The following is a 16,642-nucleotide window of genomic DNA, read 5'->3' as shown; positions in this document are numbered from 1 at the left end:
GACGCGCGGCCCGCGCCGCGGCTAGCGGGCAGCGGGTGCCGGCTTGGCGTCGAGATCGACCTTCAGTTCGCGTTGCCAGAAACGAAGAGCGCCGCACGTTTCGACGAACGGCGCAGCGTCGCCAGCCTTTTCGAGCAGGATGCAGGCCTCGTCGAGATCTTCGGCGAGGCCTGCCGCGGCGAAGATCGCCTCGGCCTCCGGGGTCATGCCGATGAACTTGCAATGCGCGAAGGCGTCGCTGGCGAAGTCCTTCGCCGTTGCATCGGCGGCAAGTTCGGCGGCGCCTTCCTCCGACACGAGGAAGGCGACGGCATCGAACAGAACCGAAGGGCCGCCGTCGATCTTGTGCCTTGCGGCTACCTTGGTCCCGTCGGCAAGCGTCACCCCGCCGATCTTGGGCGCGACCACCTCATAGACCGCGCCCTCGGCGTCGAGCGCCTTGACCAGCGCCTTGAAGATCGTCGGGTTGGCGCCATCGCTCATCAAGATGCCGAGCTTGCGGCCCTTGAAGCTGTCGGGACCGTTTTTGACGATGCTGAGCGGATCCGACGCGGGAAGATCGACGATCGGCTTGCGCGCTGCGGGGGCTGCATCGGGAAGCGGCAGGCCGAGACCGTCGGCGACCGTTGCAGCGAGACCCTCGTCGATGTTGCGCAGGTGCGAGACGGTGCGCGAGCGGATATCGGGCCGCTCGACCTTCGACAGCTCGAACACCAGCGCATCGCCGATATGTTTCTGTTCGATCGGCGTCTGGCTGACGAAAAATTGCCGCGCCTGGCTGTAATGATCGGCGAAGCTTTCCGAGCGCACCCGCTGCTTGGATCCGTCGGCGTCCTCGGCGAAGCTCCGGAAACCGCGCGCCGGATCCTCGCGCGGGCCGCCTTCCGTCGGCCCCCAGCTGTTCGGCTCATAGTTCACCCGGCCCACGGGGTTGCGCATCACCATATGGCCGTCCTGCTGGAAATGCGCCATCGGGCACTTCGGCGCATTGATCGGTATATGGGTAAAGTTGGTGCTCCCCAGGCGTTTGATCTGCGTGTCGAGATAGGAGAAGTTGCGGCCCTGAAGCAGCGGATCGTTCGAAAAATCGATTCCCGGCGGGACATTCTGGGTCATGAAGGCGACCTGCTCGGTCTCGGCGAAGAAATTGTCGACAACACGGTCGAGCACGAGGCGGCCGACGACGCGGATCGGGACCAGTTCCTCGGGGATCAGTTTTGTCGCGTCGAGGACATCGAAGTCGAAGCTGTCCGCGAAGTCGTCGTCGAACAGCTGGACGCCCAGCTCCCATTCGGGGAAGTCGCCGCTGTTGATCGCGTCCCAAAGATCGCGCCGGTGAAAATCGGGATCGGCGCCGTTGATCTTGACCGCCTCGTTCCAGACCACCGACTGCAGGCCCTGTTTGGGCTTCCAGTGGAATTTGACGAAGGTCGACTTGCCCTTGGCATCGAGCAGGCGGAAAGTGTGAACGCCGAAGCCTTCCATTGTGCGGAACGAACGCGGGATCGCGCGGTCGGACATCGTCCACATGATCATGTGGAAGCTCTCGGGCATCAGGCTGATGAAATCCCAGAAATTGTCATGCGCCGAGGCGGCCTGCGGAAAGGCGCGATCGGGCTCGGGCTTCACCGAATGGACGAGGTCAGGGAATTTGATCGCGTCCTGGATGAAGAAGACGGGGATATTGTTACCGACGAGATCCCAATTGCCTTCCTGCGTGTAGAGCTTGACCGCGAAGCCGCGCACGTCACGCGCGAGATCGAAGCTGCCCTTCGACCCGGCGACGGTTGAGAAGCGCACGAAGGCGGGGGTGCGTTCGCCGACGCGCTGGAAGATATCGGCGCGGCTGACATCCGAAAGGCTGTCCGTGAGCTCGAAGAAACCATGCGCGCCATAGCCGCGGGCGTGGACGACGCGCTCGGGGATGCGCTCATGGTCGAAGTGGAAGATTTTCTCGCGGAAGTGGAAGTCCTCCAGCAGGGTCGGACCCCGTGCGCCCTGTTTCAAGCTGTTCTGATCGTCGGCGATTGGCGTGCCGTGCTGGGTGGTCAGCGTAGCGATGTCGCCCTCGGCCACCTGATGCGTTTCGCCGCCTTCGGCCGACGGACCGTCGAACGTAAAGCTGATTGCGGCGTCGCCGGGAAAGGCGGGCGCCTTCTGCGGGCTCTCGCCGCCGATGTCGGCGCCGGAAATATCCGCCGGGGTCATGGTGGACCCCGAACGGCCCGAGGGATTTTTCGAAGAAGGATTTTTGGCCATGGTGCACTCTCGCCGATCATTGAAAGGAAGACAGGACGCCCCGCGTCGTTCGCAGCGAACGATGAGGCGGATGCACAGGCTCAACCGGCAAACGCGCTGCGAGTTGCGCTATTTGCCGCGAAGTTAACCTGCATCATCACGATTGCGGGTCGCTGCGTGCAACGCGTCGCCGCATCGACCGTTTGGAGACAAGGTTAAGCCATTCCACAAGATCCCGAGGTGCGTCATTCATGTTCACCGAACGCTTTTTGAGAGACAAGCGCGGCGCGAGCCTGACCGCCGACGAGCGGGCACGGATCGAGGGGGCAATCGGCGAAGTGAAGACCATCGCGCCGCGCAAGATCATCGCGCGCGCCGGCGAACCGCTCCATCAAAGCACCTTGCTCATCGAAGGCGTCATGTCGCGCTATCTCGACGACCGCCAGGGCCTTCGCCAGCTCGTTGCGATCCACCTGCCAGGCGATTTTCTTGACCTTCATGCCTTCCCGCTCAAGGTCCTCGATCATGACGTCGCGACGCTGACCTCCGCAACCGTTGCGACGATTCCGCATGCCGAGCTCGAAGCGATCACCCAGGACATGCCCGAGCTCACGCGCAAACTGTGGTTTGCCACGCTGCTGGACGCGGCGATCCATCGCGCCTGGCTGTTCCGGCTGGGGCGTCTCGACGCAACCGGTCGCATTGCGCACTTTTTGTGCGAAACCAACGCAAGGCTCTTCTCGGCGGGACTGAGCGACGGCCGGCGCTTCGCGCTCGCGCTCACCCAGGCCGACCTCGCCGAAATCTGCGGCTTGACCACGGTTCATGTGAACCGGGTGATGCGTCAGCTGCGCGAGGAAGGGCTCTGCAGCTTTCGCGCGTCGCTCGTCGAGATTCCCGATCCCGTCGCGCTCGCGGCACGGGGCGAGTTCGATCCCGCCTATCTCTATATGGAAACGATCCCCGATTTTCTCTCAAACGTGAAAAGGTCACGATCATGACACCAGATACCGCCGGGCCGCAGCCCGAGACCGAACCCGGTATCGCCACCGCCGAGGGAGGCCTTGTCTTTCTCGAAGGTCCCGACGGGGTCGCGGCGACCATGACGGCGGACGCGGCCGCGCGGACGGGGCAGAACCTGATCGATGCCGCTGCGGTCGCGGCGACGCAGAGGGCGTCCGACGAGGATTGAGACTGAAGTCGGTCGCGCCCGACGGCTTTCGCGAGGAAGTGGGTGACGGGCTCACGCAGTCCGGCTGCCGGAAAGGAGAGAACGCTGGAGGACACCGCCGGTTTGATCGCAGCCATTGCGACCATGATCGCTGCGATGATGACCGCCTCGAACCTTGGTGCGCGCATCACGGGCTGGGGCTTTGTCGTTTTCACCATCGGATCGATTTGCTGGTCGATCGTCGGGCTATGGTCGGGGCAGACCCACCTCGTCACGACAAATGTCTTTTTGACCGTCGTGAACATGGTCGGCATCTGGCGCTGGCTCGGTCGGCAGCGCGCCTATGAAGAGGGCGCCCGGACAGCGACGCGGGCAAGCCGCGCATCGGCTGCGCCGACGCTGATCGCGGCAGCAGGCGTGCCGGGCATGCAGGTGATCGATGTGCGCGGCGAGGCGCTCGGCCACGCCGTGGATGCGCTGATCGAATGCCGGACCGGTCATATCAGCTATTTCGTCGTCGCAACGGGCGGCATTGCCGGAATTGATGAGAAGCTGAGAGCGGTCCCGATGGCAGCAGTCGACTGCCGCGCCGATGGCTTCATGGTGCTCGAAACCGGCGCAGAATTCGAGCGGCGCCGAACCCTCGAGCCGGGGGAATGGCCGGGCCGCGAACCGTCCCACAAGCGTTCGAGCGGCAAAGATGCGGCGCGCGTGGCCTCCCCGGCAAAGGAGACAAGCGATGCGGTGGCTCAAGGATAACAGCCTGACGATCGTCCTGCTGCTGCTTTTTGCGGTGAGCATTGCAGGCCAGTGGCTCACGGGCTGGCATGTCGCTCTCGAAGATGCAGCGCGGCACGGCGAGCCTGCCATGTCGCTTGCGCGCTACACCATAAGCGCTGAATTTCTTTCGAGCGTCTTCGAAAACTGGGAGAGCGAATTTCTCCAGATGTCGGCCTATGTCGTCCTGACCGCGATGCTGATCCAGCGCGGTTCTTCCGAATCGAGGGATCCCGAGAGCCCACCGCGCGACACGAATCTGGAAGCGCAGGCGGTGAAGACCGGCGCGCCTGCAATCTTGCGCAAGGGGCCGCTTGCGCGCGCGCTTTATGCGCGCTCGCTAGGACTTGCCCTCTTCCTGCTATTCCTCCTGTCCTTCGTGATGCACTGGACGCAGAGTGCGCATGCCGCCGCAGCGGACGCCGAGGCGCATGGCGAAGTGGCGCGCTCGACCATCGCTTACCTCGGCGATCCGCAGCTCTGGTTCGAATCCTTCCAGAACTGGCAGAGCGAATTTCTGTCGACGGCGGTGCTCGTCCTGCTGTCGATCTTTTTGCGACAAAGGGAGTCGCCGGAGTCGAAGCCGGTCGCCGCGCCGCACTCGAAAACGGGAAGCTGATGTAGGTTGCAGCGCAGGCGGCCTGGTTTCCCGCGCGCTGCCATCCGCCCGAACCGAAGGGAACCTGCCGTTACTCGCGCGCCTGCGCCGCAGCCCGGACGTCCTGCGACCGCGCGAGCGGCATGACGAGGATATCGTCGCCATCGACGACCACCGCGACATCCTCCATGCCGATGAGCGATACGCGGCGGCCGCCGGCGCGCACGAGGCATCCGCGGCTGTCGTGGAGAAACGCATCCCCGTTGACGGCGTTTCCGGCCTCGTCGCGCATGGTGAGGTTGTGAACGGCGTTCCAGCTGCCGAGATCCGACCAGCCCATCGAAACGGGTACGACCGCGACTCGGTCGTGCTTTTCCATCACCGCATAATCGATCGAGTCCGCCGGGGCTGACTCGAACGTCTCTCGATCGGCATAGATTGCGGGGCCCTCGACCCGGCTCGCGGCAATCGCCCATTCGGCAGCATCGAGAATCGCCGGGCAATGCGTGCGCATGGCGTCGCGCATCACGCGCGCCCGGAACAGGAAAATGCCCGCGTTCCAGCTGTAGTCACCGGTCGACAGCATCGCCTCCGCTTCCGCGCGCGGGGGCTTTTCGACAAAGCGTTCGACGGCGAAGCCGTCTTGACGCAGCGCTGCGCCACTCTTGATATAGCCGAACCCCGTTTCGGGCCGGTCAGGCGTAATGCCAAAGGTAACGAGCCAGTTCTCGCGGGCGAGCGACGCGCCGCGGTCGATGGCGGCGTGAAAGGCCGGCACATCGGCGATGACATGGTCGCTGGGCATCACGAGAAGCAATGCGTCGGATGGCGCGGCAACCACCGCGAGCGCGATCGCCGCGGCGGTGTTGCGCGGCGCGGGTTCGACGAGCAGGCGTATCGGCCGGTCACGCGATTGTTCGCGCGCGGTCGCGACATGGCCAGGACCGCAAACCACGAGAGGATCGGCGAAGTGGCGCCCCGAAACGCGCGCCAGCGTGCTGGCGAAGAGGCTCGCATCGTCGACGATATCGAGAAACTGCTTCGCGCGCTCGCCGCGCGAGGCGGGCCAAAGACGCGTCCCTGCGCCGCCGCACAGAATGACGGGCTGAATCTGTTCCTGCATCTGGCGGCTCAACCCGCGAGCGCAGGCACCGAAGCGGTGAGGGTCCGCGCCGGCGTCTCGGGAACTGCGTCGCGCCAGAATATCGTCGCCATGGTGCGCGAAGCGATCTGATAGGCGAGGACCGATTCCGCGCCGCTGTTGCGGTTGATCCCGCGCGGGGTCAGTCCGTCGAGGCAGCGACCCGACTTCGGGTCTGCAAGAGCGATACCGCGATCGTTCCGGCCAAGAAACCAGGCGTAGGCGGTCTCGGCACGGGCGCGCCATACCTTGCCCCGCGTCGCATCGTAGGCCGTCGCGCAGGCGTCGATCGTCGCCCAGGCTTCGAGCGGCTGCTGGTCGAACGGCAAGCTCTCCTGAGGACGATTAAAGCTGTCCGACCCGACCGGACGAAAGTGGCCCTCAGGGGCGGTCTGGAAACCGGCGAGCCAGTCGAGCGCGGCAAGACCGGCTTCCTCGAGCGGGAGCGAGCGGAGCCGTTGCCCGGCGCGGATCAGCGCCTCTGCCAGACGCGCATTGTCGTAGGATAAGCCCGCCTCGAACCAGTCCCAGCCGGGCCGGCGCGTCGATTTCCACAGCGCGCACAGAAATGCGCCGCCGCGCTCGACGATCGTCCAGGCGCGGGCGTTGGCCGGCTCATGCGCCAGCCGCGCAGCTGCGCCGAGGAGCGCGAAGGCGATGGCACGCGGGCTCTTGAAGCGCTCGGCCATCGGTGCGGCGAGATCGAACAGGTCCGCGGCCCAGTCGCGCATGGCGGGCGAGGCGGCATGCGCCGCTGCATGCCCGAGCGCCCAGAGCGTGCGCCCGTTGCTGTCCTCCGAGCCTTCGTCTTCGAGCCAGCGGCGGTCATAGCCCATGAAATTGCGAAACACGCCGCGATCGGGATTCCAGCCATGCTGGAGAAAGCTCGCGAAGGATAGCGCGCGCGATTGCGCCAGTTCCTGCGCGCGCGCCGGTAGAAGATGCACGAGCATCAAGGCGCGAGCATTGTCGTCGATACAATAGCCGTGCCGCCGGTCGGGAACGAGGTGGATGCTGTGCTGAAGCATGCCGACATCATCGCAAAGCGCCCAAGCGCCCTCGATCGTGGGCATGCGCCGCGTCCCCGCGGCGAACTCCGGCAGGGCAACCCTATCGACGAGGGTAGCGCACGCGCGCGCGATCACCTTCCATGCCGTGCGGCGTCCCCGCGCATAGGCGCGCCGCTGAAACGCACGGCGTTCATCGGGAATCGCGAGCAACAGGAGGACCGCTTCGGCGATCGCCTCGCTGTCGGTTCCGGGAAGCAGGATACCCACATCGTCGGCAAGCAGCTCGCGGGCGTGGACGAAGGGCGTCGAGACGACGGCGCGGCCGAGCGCCACGGCATAGGCGAGCGTGCCCGAGGTGATTTGCTGCAGATTGGGATAGGGCGCGAGGTAGATGTCGCAAAGCTCGATCTGGTCGAGCAATTCCTCGGTATCGAGGAAGCGGTTCTCCCACGCGATATTGTCCGCGACGCCGAGGCTCTCCGCGAGCCGCTCCAGGCTCTCGCGATAGGCCTCGCCTTCGGACGCAACGAGATTGGGATGGGTCGCACCAACGATCCGGTAGAGGATATCGGGATATTGCGCGACGATTGCGGGCAGCGCCCGAATCGCGGCTTCGAGGCCCTTGCCGGGCCCGATCAGGCCGAACGTCGAGATAACGGGACGATCGGCAATCCCGAGAGTCTCGCGGAGGGGCGCGATATCGACGAAGGACCGGTCGGGCGTGCCATGCTCGATATGCACGATCTGGTCGGCGCTCGCGCCATAGACGTCGCGCAAAGTCTCCCGGCCGTAGTCGCTCATGACGACCAGCTTGCTGGCGCGCGCGACGAGCCGGTCCATAACCCGGCGCTGGTCCGCATTAGGTTCGGCGAGAACGGTATGCAGCGTGACGATCAACGGCGCGGCGATGCGATCGACAAGCTCGAAAATCATCTCGCCGGCGGCGCCGCCGAAAATGCCGAATTCATGCTGAAGCCAGACGACTTGTGCGCCGCTCGCGTTGATCGCCTCGGCCGCGGCGCGGTAATCCGTCGGCGCCTGTTCGTCGATCGCGAGCGCAACCTCGCTGCCCATATCCGGGTCGGTCCGGCTCCGCATCGCATAGATGTCGATCGCCAGATCGGCGCGAGCGGCGCGAAGATGATCATAGGTGTCCGCGGTGAAGGTCGCGATCCCGCATTGGCGCGGGCGGAAGCAGCCGACCAGGGCAAGGCGGCGCGCCGTGACGCTCCGCTTCATGCCGGGAGGAGGGGAGACGGAAGAGGGCGAAAGATCGTCAAGGGAAATATCGCGGAAAAACCGGCCATCGCTGTCGTGCTTCATATCCATCCTCATTATGACATGCCACGCGCGCGCCATCGGCCTCACGTGCGCGCACGCGGGTCCGCAGCCGGTCGTTCGACCGTGCTCGCGAGCAAACTAATTGTATGCGGGAGCAACGCGCCTCGCGGCTCCGGGTTGCAGTGCAGCATGCCAAGATCGACGATTTTGGTGCCCGATTAACACAGGTTATATCGATTTTTCCGTGTAGACGGGAAATCGCCGCGATGCTGCTTCTCGGGTGTGCGTCGGCGGGTGTTACGGCCGTAGCCACACGCGAATCGTCTATCCGATCCGGGAACTATCGGACCCCGCATGCGTCCCTTTGCCATCGGCTGCGCAGCTGAACAGAAATCCTCACCACCACGACGGGGCCGGGTGATCCGGCATCCCGTCGGCAATGAACGCCCGCCGGCATCGCGGGCGGGGAGATGTTTATGCGCGACTTTTTCAGTCCTTCCGCTGGTCGCGGCACGCCGGATCCGCTCGCCCTAGCCGCCGTTGGAGCAGGTCTCGCGTTCGCCGGTATCGGCTATGCCTTCTGGCGTCGCATGCGAAACGCCGAGACCGATCGCGACGATATTGCGACCGACGCGCCCCATTGGACGCTCGACAAGCCGTCGGCACGCGCGCTCTTCGGCAAGTCGGTGCTGGTCAATCGTCCGCGCACGGACTTGTTTGCGGCCTGGAAGGTCGAGCGCTTCCCCGAATTCATGGAAAATGTCGTCGCCGTCGAGCCGCTGGGCGGTGGCACCGCACGGTGGACGATCAAGGGCCCGATGGGGCGCGAGGTCCATCTGGTCAACAGCATCACCGAGAGCATCGAGAATGAGACGATCAGCTGGCAGAGCGAGCCCGAAAGCGAGATCGCGAACAGCGGCGAGGTCCGCTTCGCAGATGCCCCGGCGGGCCGCGGCACCTATGTCACCCTGATCCTTGCCTACGATCCCCCCGCGGGAAAGCTTGGGCGCCTCGGCGCGAAGCTGCTCCAGCGCGAGCCCGAGGTGCAGGCGCGCCGCGATCTTCACCGCTTCAAGCAGCTGATGGAAACCGGCGAGGTGACCAGCAACGCCTCGCCATCGGCGCGAAAGTCCGAATCCCCCGTCGAACCCCATATTTGAGGATCAGACCATGCGAGCAGTTACCTGGCAAGGCCGCCACAAGATCAGCGTCGAGACAGTACCCGATCCCGAGATCGTCAATCCGCGCGATGCCATTCTTCAGATTACATCGACCGCAATCTGCGGTTCGGACCTTCATCTCTACGATGGCTATATTCCCGGCATGCGCGTCGGCGATATCGTCGGCCACGAGTTCATGGGCGAGGTCGTCGAGGTCGGTTCGGGGTCGACCCTCAAGAAAGGGCAGCGCGTTGTCGTGCCCTTTACGATTAGCTGCGGCTCCTGCTTCTTCTGCGAAAAGCAGCAGTTTAGTGCTTGCGACAATAGCAACCCGTCGGAGACGCGCGACGCATCCGAACTGCTGATGGGGCATGCGATGGGCGGCGCGTTCGGATACGCCCATCTGACCGGCGGCTATGCCGGCGGGCAGGCGGACTATGTGCGTGTGCCCTATTCCGACGTCGGCCCGGTCATCATCCCCGACGATCTTCCCGACGACGATGTCCTGTTCCTCTCGGACATCCTGCCAACCGGATGGCACGCCGCGGTCAACGCCGATATCGAGCCCGGCGACACCGTCGCGGTGTGGGGCTGCGGACCGGTCGGGCTGTTTACGATCCAGTCGGCCTTGCTACTCGGCGCAGGGCGCGTGATCGCGATCGACCATTTTCCCGCGCGTCTCCGGCTGGCGAAGCAGCTCGGTGCCGAGATCCTTGACTATAAGCAGGTCGACGTTCGCGAGGCGCTTAATGAAATGACCGGCGGCATCGGACCCGATGCGTGCATCGATTGCGTCGGCATGGAAAGCCACGGCTTTACCCCGGACAACATCCTAGACCAGGTCAAGGCGCAATATTATTCGGTAACCGAGCGCCCGCATGCGCTGCGCCAGGCGATCCTCGCTTGCCGCAAGGGCGGACGTGTGTCGATCCCCGGAGTCTATGGCGGCTTCGCCGACAAATTCCCCTTGGGACAGCTTATGGAGAAGGGGCTCACCGTGAAGAGCGGCCAGACTCCAGTCCAGAAATATAGCGGCGACCTGCTGAAGATGATCCAGGACGGCAAGTTCGATACGACCTCGCTCGTCTCGCATCACGCCCCGCTCGAGGATGCCGCCGAGATGTATCGCCACTGGCACGGCGAGCAGAACGAATACACCAAGATCATCTTGAAGCCCGGGCTCGAAAAGGGCGCTATCGAAGCAAAGAAGGAAATGGCCCATGTCTGAACACAAACTCGCTCTCATCACGGGTGCTTCGAGCGGCATTGGCCGCGAGATCGCCAAGCTTGCCGCCGCTGAGGGCTATGACCTCATCGTCGCCGCCGACGAGCCTTTCGTTGACGCGGCCGTCGGCTTGGGAGAGGGCGGCGTCGAGGTGCAATCGATCGAGGCCGATCTCTCGACATCGGCAGGGGTCGAGGAATTACTCGCCGCCGCCTCGGATCGCGAGATCGATGTGCTCGTCGCAAACGCCGGCCATGGCCTCGGTCATGGCTTCCTCGACCAGGATGTCGCCGCGTGGCGCCACGTCATCGACACCAACATCACCGGCACCTTGCTCCTGCTCCAGCCGGTGCTCAAGCAAATGGTCGCGCGCGGCGAAGGCAAGGTGCTGATCACCGGCTCGATCGCGGGCCATCTCGCAGGCTCTTTCCAAGCGGTCTATAATGGCACCAAAGCCTTCGTCGACAGCTTCGCCGCTGCGATCGGCAATGAGCTCAAGGACTCGGGCGTCACGATCACCTGCCTCAAGCCCGGTGCCACCGATACCAATTTCTTTGCGCGCGCGGGCATGCTCGATACCAAGGTCGGACAGGCGAAGAAGGACGATCCGGCCGACGTTGCGGTCACCGGCTGGGAAGCGATGAAGAACGGCGAGCATTCGGTCGTCCATGGCCTCAAGAACAAGGCGCAGGTGCTGGCTTCGGGCGTGCTCAGCGAAGCGACGACCGCCGAGATGCACCGCAAGCAGGCCGAACCCGGCTCGGGCAGTACGCACTGACGGGAAGGTTTCACCATGACCTTTGCAAAGCTGCCCACGATCGCTGTCGAGAAGCCGTGGGGCGTCGTCGGCCTTCCCGAACCTTTTACGTCCTCGTCTCCTGAGCGCATCGGTGAAATCTGGTTCGATCCGCCCGCCGACTGCCCGCTGCTCGCCAAATATCTTTTTACGAGCGAGCGCCTTTCGATCCAGGTTCATCCTGACGACACGGAGGCGCGCGCGCGGGGCGAACCCTCCGGCAAGGAAGAATGCTGGTATATTCTCGATGCCGAACCGGGCGCGAAATTGGGACTCGGCACGGTCCGTGCGCTCGGCGCGGCCGAACTTCGCGCGGCAGCGTTGTCGGGCGCGATCGAGGAGCTGATCGAATGGCATCCGGTGGAACCGGGAATGTTCTTTCACGTGCCGCCGGGCACGGTCCACGCGATCGGCGGCGGCATCTCGCTTGTCGAAATCCAGCAGAAGAGCGATGTCACCTACCGGCTCTACGATTATGGACGACCGCGCGAACTGCATCTCGAAGACGGCGCCGCGGTGGCGCGCGCGGCGCCCATGCCGGCGTCGCTGCAACGCATGATATCCCCGAACCAAAGCGTCCGGCTGCTCGCGGGCGCGCGCCTCTCGGTGGCCTATATCGCCGGAAACGACCTTGGACCGATCGCGAGCGAGAACGGTCCGCTGTTGATCGTTCCGCTCAAGGGCAGCGTCGACGTCGATGGCGTTTCGGTCGGCGCGAGCGAGTGTCTTTGGGGCGCACGGGCGGCGTCGATCGCCGCCGGGGGCGACGCCCGCTTTCTGGTCGCCGGGCAGGGCGGGGCGTAACCGCGCCCTGCGGTTCGCCGCAGCATCCGCATAGCTTGACCCCGAGCGGGGAACGTCGGTCCGCGACCGGCGTTGGATCTTGTCCTTGCCCGGCGCACGGAGCGCAACCTATATGGCCCCGGGGGCGAGGTAAGAAAGGTCGACGTCTTCCATGCTGATTTGCCGACCCGAGCAGTCGCCTCTTCGCATCCTCCATGACAAATTGAGCGCGGACCCGAGCCGCGTCGTGCTTCGCCCGTTTCACCTCGCTTGGCAGTCCAACGTGTCCGAGCCGCCGCGTGCGGCGCAGCTTGTGGCCGACGTCCTGGGCCTGGGCGAGGATCAGGCGGAACTCGAACTTGGCCTGATCTGGAAGGATTTCTCCGAGCGGCACTGGCAGATCGGGCAGATTTTCGACGAGCGATATCGCGAGATATCGGAAGATCTGTCGCTCGACGACGCGGCGGTCTCGCCCGTCAAGCGCCGCCTGATTGGCGCCTATTTTTGTCATGAATATAGTTACGCCGCCGCAGCGCTCATGAATCCGAGCGTCGTGCCGCATCCCGATCAGACCGGTGTTGATCCGGACCAGTTGCGCTTCGTCATGTCGATGCGCGCCGTTGGCGAAGGCCATATATCCTCGGTCGCCTTTCGCGAAGGTATCGTGGGTCCGGGTTCCGAGTTCCTGCTATGGCCGCAATCCGGCCCTGCCATGGCCGCCGTCGCCAACGATCGCCACAGCATGCATCCCGACGCGCCGGTGCTTGTGCACCGCCAGCCCGATAGCGCGATTTCGAACAGCGTGCTGTTCCCGATCACCGAGGCCCAGCGCAACGGCCTCGAAGACCTGCGGCTCGTCCAGTTCGTTCATGACGACGGCAAGACCGAATATATCGGGACCTATACCGCCTATTCGGGGCGGGAAATCCGCTCGGAGCTGATGCGCACCCAGGATTTCAGCAGTTTTTGCCTGCAGCCGCTTGCCGGGCTTGCCGCCCGCCACAAGGGGATGGCTCTATTTCCGCGACGGATCGACGGCCGTTACCGGATGATCGCCCGTCAGGACGGAAAGAATATCACGATCCTGTCCTCGGACGAATTGAGCCACTGGGACGATGAGGGCGAAGTGCTGATGCGACCCCAATTTCCCTGGGAGTTCATCCAGATGGGCAATTGCGGCAGCCCGATCGAATGCGACGCGGGCTGGATCGTGCTCACGCACGGCGTCGGCGCGATGCGTAAATATAGTCTCGGTGCCGCGCTACTTGACCGCGACGATCCGTCGCGGGTGCTCGCGCGTACATCCTGTCCGATCCTGTCGGCAGCCGAAAGCGACCGCGAGGGATATGTTCCGAACGTCGTCTACACCTGCGGCGCGGTGCGCGTCGGCGACCGTCTCTTCATTCCCTATGGCATATCGGACAGCGCGATCGGCTTTGCGATGACGAGTATCGACGGCCTGATCGCAGCGATGGACTGACGGCTTGGCCGGCGGCTGGCGAGCCTCTTTCATCGCTCAATCTCATAGTGGATCGGTTTGAAACTCCCGCCGCAGCTGTCATAGGCCGAGCAGGCCGTGAGCCCGATGATCAGATCGTCGAGCGCGCGCAGGCGGATGAAATCGCCCGGTGCGGTGGGCGGCGCGAGTACCTTGATGCGGCCGTCCGGGCCGACGGGAACGTTCATGAAGATATTGAAAGCGACCGGAATGGCGTCGGCCTCGATCCCGAACGGCGCGAGCGCTTCGGCGAGGTTGCCGAAGCATCCGCGATGCACGGGCTTGTCTGCATAGAAATGACGGAAAGTCGCCTCGCTGCACGGCGTGAGCAGAAAGTCGTGGGTGCCGGCGCTGTCCTCGACGATCTCGATCATGGGGTTCGACCGGTTCGACCAGAGCCGGTTGCCCTTGGTGAGCTGGATAGTCTCTTCATAATCGAAGGTCCGCCCATTGGAAATGGCTTCGCGAACATCGGAGGCGTTATAGGCGAGCAAGTCGCTGACCTGGCCGCCTTCGGGATCGATGACGCGCAGGATCTGGTCTTTCGACAGCCGGAAAGCGACGCCGCTGCGCGGCGCAATCACCGTTGTCATCGCTGGTATCGCGCGGACGGAAAATCGAACCAGTGTTTCGCTTCGGACATTTTGTTCACCTCGCAATGTCGTCCCCTCGCGCTCGCAACGGTTGCGCGGTGCAAAGGCTCCCCGCGCCCTCGTTTCATACGCAACCTTCGGCAAAATTCTCCGTTTATCAAAGCAAGCGGGCGGGCAGATGGAGACTGCAATGAAACCGATCGACACCGACGCTACCCATATTCTGACCAAGGATCATCGCGAGGTCGAGGCGCTGTTCGCCAAGTTCGAAAAGGCCGGCGGCTCGAAGGAGAAGGGGCAGATAGCCGACAAGATCTGCACCGAGCTCAAGATTCATGCCCAGATCGAGGAAGAGGTCTTCTATCCGGCGCTCAAGGGCAAGATCGACGACGATCTCCTGAAGGAAGCCTATGTCGAGCATGACGGCGCGAAAATCCTGATCAACGAGATCGTCGCATCGAGCCCCGACGACGAGTTCTTCGATTCCAAGGTCACGGTGCTCAAGGAAGAAATCGAGCATCATGTGAAGGAAGAGGAAAAGCAGCACGACAACATGTTCCAGCAGGCGCGCGCCGCCGACGTCGATCTCGACGCGCTTGGCGAGCAGATGCTCGCGCGCAAGGAAGAATTGAAGGCGCAGGCCGAGACGACCGGGCTTCCGCCCGCCAAGACCACCACGATGTAAGCTCATGTCCGCGCAGCGCGATATCGACCGGCATATACAACGGCTGGCTGCCGCGCTCGCGGGCAGCGAGCTTCGCTGGGCGATCGCCGAGAGCTGCACGGGCGGCCAGCTGGCCGCCTTGATGGCTCGCGAAGCCGCGCTCGGCTCGCATCTCGAGCGCGGCTACGTCGTCTATTCAATCGACGCGAAATGCGAGATGCTCGGGGTCGACCGCGCCGACGCCGAGCGCTGCGAAGCCGTCAATTCCGAGGTCGCCGAAGCAATGGCGGCGGGCGCACTCGCGAACGGCCCGGCCGATTTCGCGATAGCCATCACCGGCTTTTGCGGTCCGCGCGAGAAGGACGAGGAAGTCGGCCTCGTCCATCTCGCCTGCGCGACCCGCGAAGGACGACGCTTCGCGCAGGAATGTCATTTCGGCGATCTCGGCCGCAGCGCGGTGCTCGACCATGCCGTCGCTGCCGCGCTTGCCATGATGACGGAAGCCGTTGAGGCGCACGGCGCGCCGGTGCTTCATTCGGCTTGAGCGCGCGACCTTGGTATCGAGCCTCCCATCGTGACCGCGACCGGATGGAAACTCGATCCCGCGTGCCGCGAGCTTCTTCTCGATCTCTTTCCGCCGCACTGGCATGACATGATCGCCGACCATATCACGCTTGCCGGGCATGCCGCCAAAGATGCGCCGCTGCCGACCGAGACCACGGCTACGGTCATTGGCCATGCCGACGACGGGGAAGGGCTTGAAGCCCTCGTCGTCGCAATCGCCGGCTCCGCGAAACGGCCTGACGGGAGCATCTTCCACATCACCTGGTCGCTGGATCGGGCGCTCGGACGCAAGGCGGTCGAAAGCAATGAATTGCTGACGCGTGACGGATGGCGCCCGCTCGCGGTGCCGATCGAAATTACCATTATTCCGGCCCGTTTTTGACCAAAGAAAATATCAGCAGAGCCGCAGCAATCCACGTCGGCAGCGACGGTCAGAGTTGTCGGAACCGCCAAGGAGGTAACGCCTCGGCGTCCTGCCTTTACCTCTTCAGGGCAGGCGCCGACCTACCGGAGGCTGCGAAAGGTGACCGACCAGCGCGGTTCCGCCATCGCGGCGATGCTATGTTCCCAGTCGTCGCGCGCCTCGCCGCTCAAATGATAGATCGATCGCGGCGCAAGCTGGGCGGTCGCACGCTCGAACTTCGCCCCGGCGCGGCGACGAAACCGCATCGTCGCCGGTGCGCCGAGCGAGATGCCGACGACATGTTCGAACACGGGCCGATCGCGGTGCCAGCCGATCCCCGCGCCCGTTCCATATTGGATGAGGAGGAGCTGCTCGAAATCTTCGGGCGCGAGACCGGCGAAGCACGCGGCTTTCCGGCGAAGCGGCGCGATCCAGTCGGGGATCGGTTCGCCCGGCGCGAAACGACCGGTCTGGAAATCATAGGTCCAGCCGAAGGAACGGGTGAGGCGTTTTCCTTCCCATTGCTGGAACTGGAAGGGCGTGAGCTCGGCGGCTTGGATACCGGCGATCAAGGCTGCTTCTTCGGCGTGCGAGATGATGTCATCGCAATAGGTGAGGCCGGCAAGGAGAGGCGGACCGAACAGGTCGGGCTGCGGTGCCCGGGCAGCGGCATTGTCGGCGTCGCGATGCACGAGCGCTTTCACGCCGCAGCCAAGTGCGTCCGGGTCAAAAGGGGTTGC

The 16,642-nt window shown here is 64.1% G+C and carries 17 protein-coding genes; 12 read left to right on the top strand and 5 right to left on the bottom strand.

The window, feature by feature from the left end; translation table 11 throughout:
• Window positions 1-21: 21 nt before the first annotated feature.
• Complete coding sequence (locus tag ASD73_RS08720) at window positions 22-2,208, bottom strand: catalase (protein WP_082521442.1); 2,187 nt, start codon at window positions 2,206-2,208, stop codon at window positions 22-24.
• Between the two features lie 281 nt (window positions 2,209-2,489).
• On the opposite strand from ASD73_RS08720, the gene ASD73_RS08715 reads away from it, so the two are divergent.
• The 4 genes from ASD73_RS08715 to ASD73_RS08700 all read left to right on the top strand — a co-directional run bounded on the left by ASD73_RS08715 (window position 2,490) and on the right by ASD73_RS08700 (window position 4,805).
• Window positions 2,490-3,239: a Crp/Fnr family transcriptional regulator gene (locus ASD73_RS08715; protein ID WP_056371523.1), complete on the top strand. Its 750-nt coding sequence runs from the start codon at window positions 2,490-2,492 to the stop codon at window positions 3,237-3,239.
• Window positions 3,236-3,430, top strand: a complete 195-nt coding sequence (locus ASD73_RS08710; RefSeq protein ID WP_056371522.1) for a hypothetical protein — start codon at window positions 3,236-3,238, stop codon at window positions 3,428-3,430. Before ASD73_RS08715 ends, ASD73_RS08710 begins: the two co-directional genes overlap by 4 nt.
• A 123-nt stretch (window positions 3,431-3,553) precedes the next feature.
• Entirely contained in the window at window positions 3,554-4,168 is a 615-nt protein-coding gene (locus tag ASD73_RS08705) for a PRC-barrel domain-containing protein (RefSeq protein ID WP_056371520.1), read from the top strand.
• Entirely contained in the window at window positions 4,149-4,805 is a 657-nt protein-coding gene (locus tag ASD73_RS08700) for a DUF6766 family protein (protein WP_056371518.1), read from the top strand. Before ASD73_RS08705 ends, ASD73_RS08700 begins: the two co-directional genes overlap by 20 nt.
• Window positions 4,806-4,875: 70 nt before the next feature.
• On the opposite strand, the gene ASD73_RS08695 is transcribed toward ASD73_RS08700, so the two are convergent.
• Both ASD73_RS08695 and ASD73_RS08690 read right to left on the bottom strand, forming a co-directional pair.
• Window positions 4,876-5,907: a mannose-1-phosphate guanylyltransferase gene (locus tag ASD73_RS08695; protein ID WP_056371517.1), complete on the bottom strand. Its 1,032-nt coding sequence runs from the start codon at window positions 5,905-5,907 to the stop codon at window positions 4,876-4,878.
• Window positions 5,908-5,915: 8 nt separating this feature from the next.
• Window positions 5,916-8,174, bottom strand: coding sequence for a glycosyltransferase family 4 protein (locus tag ASD73_RS08690; protein WP_082521441.1), 2,259 nt, complete (start codon window positions 8,172-8,174; stop codon window positions 5,916-5,918).
• A 518-nt stretch (window positions 8,175-8,692) separates the two neighbouring features.
• Between ASD73_RS08690 and ASD73_RS08685 the strand changes: the two genes are divergently transcribed.
• The 5 genes from ASD73_RS08685 (at window position 8,693) to ASD73_RS08665 (ending at window position 13,660) form a co-directional block, all read left to right on the top strand.
• Window positions 8,693-9,376, top strand: coding sequence for an SRPBCC family protein (locus ASD73_RS08685; protein WP_235534256.1), 684 nt, complete (start codon window positions 8,693-8,695; stop codon window positions 9,374-9,376).
• Window positions 9,377-9,386: 10 nt separating this feature from the next.
• A complete protein-coding gene (locus tag ASD73_RS08680; RefSeq protein WP_056371515.1) occupies window positions 9,387-10,604 on the top strand; it encodes a zinc-dependent alcohol dehydrogenase in 1,218 nt (405 codons plus the stop codon).
• A complete protein-coding gene (locus ASD73_RS08675) occupies window positions 10,597-11,379 on the top strand; it encodes an SDR family NAD(P)-dependent oxidoreductase (RefSeq protein ID WP_056371513.1) in 783 nt (260 codons plus the stop codon). Before ASD73_RS08680 ends, ASD73_RS08675 begins: the two co-directional genes overlap by 8 nt.
• Window positions 11,380-11,394: 15 nt before the next feature.
• Complete coding sequence (locus ASD73_RS08670) at window positions 11,395-12,201, top strand: class I mannose-6-phosphate isomerase (protein ID WP_056371511.1); 807 nt, start codon at window positions 11,395-11,397, stop codon at window positions 12,199-12,201.
• Between the two features lie 262 nt (window positions 12,202-12,463).
• Entirely contained in the window at window positions 12,464-13,660 is a 1,197-nt protein-coding gene (locus ASD73_RS08665; RefSeq protein ID WP_327196916.1) for a glycoside hydrolase family 130 protein, read from the top strand.
• 29 nt (window positions 13,661-13,689) lie between these two features.
• Here ASD73_RS08665 and ASD73_RS08660 read toward each other — a convergent pair whose 3' ends face one another.
• Complete coding sequence (locus tag ASD73_RS08660) at window positions 13,690-14,271, bottom strand: DUF1989 domain-containing protein (protein ID WP_056371507.1); 582 nt, start codon at window positions 14,269-14,271, stop codon at window positions 13,690-13,692.
• 190 nt (window positions 14,272-14,461) lie between these two features.
• Between ASD73_RS08660 and ASD73_RS08655 the strand changes: the two genes are divergently transcribed.
• The 3 genes from ASD73_RS08655 to ASD73_RS08645 all read left to right on the top strand — a co-directional run bounded on the left by ASD73_RS08655 (window position 14,462) and on the right by ASD73_RS08645 (window position 15,881).
• Window positions 14,462-14,956, top strand: a complete 495-nt coding sequence (locus ASD73_RS08655; protein WP_056373396.1) for a hemerythrin domain-containing protein — start codon at window positions 14,462-14,464, stop codon at window positions 14,954-14,956.
• Between the two features lie 4 nt (window positions 14,957-14,960).
• On the top strand, window positions 14,961-15,479 hold the full coding sequence (locus ASD73_RS08650; RefSeq protein WP_056371505.1) for a CinA family protein: 519 nt from the start codon (window positions 14,961-14,963) through the stop codon (window positions 15,477-15,479).
• A 108-nt stretch (window positions 15,480-15,587) separates the two neighbouring features.
• Window positions 15,588-15,881 carry a hypothetical protein gene (locus ASD73_RS08645; protein ID WP_235534254.1) on the top strand — a complete coding sequence of 98 codons (294 nt, stop codon included), beginning with the start codon at window positions 15,588-15,590 and terminating at the stop codon, window positions 15,879-15,881.
• A gap of 122 nt (window positions 15,882-16,003) precedes the next feature.
• On the opposite strand, the gene ASD73_RS08640 is transcribed toward ASD73_RS08645, so the two are convergent.
• A complete protein-coding gene (locus ASD73_RS08640) occupies window positions 16,004-16,606 on the bottom strand; it encodes an alpha-ketoglutarate-dependent dioxygenase AlkB (protein ID WP_235534253.1) in 603 nt (200 codons plus the stop codon).
• Window positions 16,607-16,642: the final 36 nt, after the last annotated feature.

Source organism: Sphingopyxis sp. Root154 (assembly GCF_001427105.1).
Lineage (GTDB): Bacteria > Pseudomonadota > Alphaproteobacteria > Sphingomonadales > Sphingomonadaceae > Sphingopyxis.
The sequence above is the reverse complement of the archived record's forward strand: the minus strand, read 5'-3'. Positions and strand labels throughout refer to the sequence as shown.

Excerpts from the sequence above, each read along its gene's own strand:
- ASD73_RS08720 (WP_082521442.1), bottom strand. The coding sequence starts at position 2,208 with ATGACCCCGGCGGATATTTCCGGCGCCGACATCGGCGGCGAGAGCCCG.
- ASD73_RS08715 (WP_056371523.1), top strand. The coding sequence starts at position 2,490 with ATGTTCACCGAACGCTTTTTGAGAGACAAGCGCGGCGCGAGCCTGACC.
- ASD73_RS08710 (WP_056371522.1), top strand. The coding sequence starts at position 3,236 with ATGACACCAGATACCGCCGGGCCGCAGCCCGAGACCGAACCCGGTATC.
- ASD73_RS08705 (WP_056371520.1), top strand. The coding sequence starts at position 3,554 with ATGATCGCTGCGATGATGACCGCCTCGAACCTTGGTGCGCGCATCACG.
- ASD73_RS08700 (WP_056371518.1), top strand. The coding sequence starts at position 4,149 with ATGCGGTGGCTCAAGGATAACAGCCTGACGATCGTCCTGCTGCTGCTT.
- ASD73_RS08695 (WP_056371517.1), bottom strand. The coding sequence starts at position 5,907 with ATGCAGGAACAGATTCAGCCCGTCATTCTGTGCGGCGGCGCAGGGACG.
- ASD73_RS08690 (WP_082521441.1), bottom strand. The coding sequence starts at position 8,174 with ATGAAGCGGAGCGTCACGGCGCGCCGCCTTGCCCTGGTCGGCTGCTTC.
- ASD73_RS08685 (WP_235534256.1), top strand. The coding sequence starts at position 8,693 with ATGCGCGACTTTTTCAGTCCTTCCGCTGGTCGCGGCACGCCGGATCCG.
- ASD73_RS08680 (WP_056371515.1), top strand. The coding sequence starts at position 9,387 with ATGCGAGCAGTTACCTGGCAAGGCCGCCACAAGATCAGCGTCGAGACA.
- ASD73_RS08675 (WP_056371513.1), top strand. The coding sequence starts at position 10,597 with ATGTCTGAACACAAACTCGCTCTCATCACGGGTGCTTCGAGCGGCATT.
- ASD73_RS08670 (WP_056371511.1), top strand. The coding sequence starts at position 11,395 with ATGACCTTTGCAAAGCTGCCCACGATCGCTGTCGAGAAGCCGTGGGGC.
- ASD73_RS08660 (WP_056371507.1), bottom strand. The coding sequence starts at position 14,271 with ATGACAACGGTGATTGCGCCGCGCAGCGGCGTCGCTTTCCGGCTGTCG.
- ASD73_RS08655 (WP_056373396.1), top strand. The coding sequence starts at position 14,462 with ATGAAACCGATCGACACCGACGCTACCCATATTCTGACCAAGGATCAT.
- ASD73_RS08650 (WP_056371505.1), top strand. The coding sequence starts at position 14,961 with ATGTCCGCGCAGCGCGATATCGACCGGCATATACAACGGCTGGCTGCC.
- ASD73_RS08645 (WP_235534254.1), top strand. The coding sequence starts at position 15,588 with ATGATCGCCGACCATATCACGCTTGCCGGGCATGCCGCCAAAGATGCG.